This is a genomic window from Allobosea sp. CER48 (assembly GCF_044752385.1).
Classification (GTDB): Bacteria; Pseudomonadota; Alphaproteobacteria; order Rhizobiales; family Beijerinckiaceae; genus Allobosea.
Genome location: NZ_JBIWYK010000556.1, coordinates 1 through 1,797, shown reverse-complemented (window position 1 = coordinate 1,797; position 1,797 = coordinate 1). Strand labels below are relative to the sequence as shown.

The 1,797-nt window shown below is 71.3% G+C and carries 2 protein-coding genes; one reads left to right on the top strand and one right to left on the bottom strand.

What is annotated here, in order from left to right; all coding sequences use genetic code 11:
* The coding region (locus ACIPIA_RS15485; RefSeq protein WP_400510837.1) for an adenosylcobinamide-GDP ribazoletransferase at positions 1 to 635 on the bottom strand (635 nt) is incomplete at its 3' end.
* 84 nt (positions 636 to 719) lie between these two features.
* On the opposite strand from ACIPIA_RS15485, the gene cobT reads away from it, so the two are divergent.
* A complete protein-coding gene (cobT, locus tag ACIPIA_RS15480; protein ID WP_400510835.1) occupies positions 720 to 1,757 on the top strand; it encodes a nicotinate-nucleotide--dimethylbenzimidazole phosphoribosyltransferase in 1,038 nt (345 codons plus the stop codon).
* The last annotated feature ends 40 nt before the right edge of the window (positions 1,758 to 1,797 follow it).

Below are 1,797 nucleotides of genomic sequence, written 5' to 3'. Positions count from 1 at the left end.
GTGAGGAGCGAGGGCTGGCCGACAGCCGCCGCGGCGCCGCTGCTGCGCGCCGCCGGTTGCGTCGCGAGCAGGAATACCGCCTCCGAACGTGACCAGGGCGCGACGGCGAGCACGGCGGCCGCAGCAGCCCACGCACCGGACCGGTCGAGGATCAGCGCGATGAGGCTCGCTCGCAGGAGAAGCGACAGGCCTAGCGCCAGGGCCCCGTAGGAGCCGATACGGCTGTCCTTCATGATCTCGAGGCGACGCTCCGGCGTGTGGCCGCCGAACAGCCCGTCCGCGGTATCGGCAAGGCCGTCCTCGTGAAAGGCTCCGGTCGCCAGCGCCAGCGCGGTCAGCGCGAGCGCCGCCACGACGAAGCTGCTCAGCCCCGCAAGCCCCGCGCCCAGCGCGACGAGGGCGGCCGGCGCAGCGATCACGAGCGCGGCGAAGGGCAGGGCGCGCGGCACGCTCCGGAAATCCGGGATGGCGTGGCCGTCGGTTTCTCCCGGCAGCGGCGGCACGGGCAGGCGCGACCAGAAGCGCAGGCAGATCGCTGTCGCGATCGTCCAGCCCGGCCAGTCCGGCGGGGTCGTCTCCGTCGTCGTCTCGACCTCGGCCATGCCTGCCGCGCTGCCCCGCTCGATTGTCTTCACGCGCCTGAGCCTATAGCAGCAGCGCAGACCGCGCCGCCACGCCCATGCGCGTGGGGCCAAGCCCCTTTGCTCGACGGAACAGCCATGGCCGCCTCCGGATTGCCCTTCGACGATATCCGCGAACTCATCGCCGCGATGCCCGGTCCAGATATGGCCGCCGCGAACGCCGTACGCGCCCGCGACGCCAACCTGACCAAGCCGGCCGGCAGCCTGGGCCGCATGGAGGAGATCGCGGAGTGGCTGGCGGCCTGGCAGGGCAAGGCGCCCCCGCGCGTCGACCGCCCGCTGGTCTGTGTCTTCGCCGGCAATCACGGCGTGGTGGCGCAGGGCGTCTCGGCCTATCCGCAATCGGTGACGCGCCAGATGCTGGAGAACTTCGCCGCCGGCGGCGCCGCGATCAACCAGATCTGCGCTGCCTATGATCTCGGCTTCAAGGTCTTCGACCTCGCACTCGATCTGCCGACCGGCGACTTCACGCAGACCGATGCGCTCGATGAACGCGCCTGCGTCGCCACCATGGCCTTCGGCATGGAAGCGCTCGTCGGCGGCACGGACCTGCTCTGCCTCGGTGAGATGGGCATCGGCAACACCACCTCGGCGGCGGCCATCTATGCCGCGCTCTACGGTGGCGATGCCGCGCATTGGTGCGGCCATGGCACCGGCGTCGACGAAGCCGGCTTCCGCCGCAAGGTCGCGGCCGTCGAGGCGGGCCTCGCGCTGCATCGTGCCCATCTCAAGGATCCGCTCGAAGTGCTGCGCCGGCTCGGCGGGCGCGAGGTCGCGGCGATCTGCGGTGCCATCATCGCCGCGCGTTCGCAGAGCATCCCGGTGATCCTGGATGGCTACGTCGTGACGGCAGCCGCCGCGGTCCTGCATGCGATCGAACCTTCCGCGATCGACCACTGCATCGCTGGCCATCTCTCGGCCGAAGGTGCGCATGCCGACGTGCTGGCGCGTCTCGGCAAGGTGCCGCTGCTCGCGCTCGACATGCGCCTGGGTGAGGGCACGGGTGCTGCGCTCGCCGCTGGCCTCGTCAAGGCCGCTGCCGCAGTCCACTCCGGCATGGCGACCTTCGAGCAGGCCCAGGTGGCGCGGAAGGACGACGAGACGACGCGGCACTGATCCGCGGCGGCCGAGGCTCCGTCCTGGTACCTATCTTCCT

What these genes read in the sequence shown, in the direction of transcription:
- cobT (WP_400510835.1), top strand. Translation starts at nt 720, where the DNA reads ATGGCCGCCTCCGGATTGCCCTTCGACGATATCCGCGAACTCATCGCC.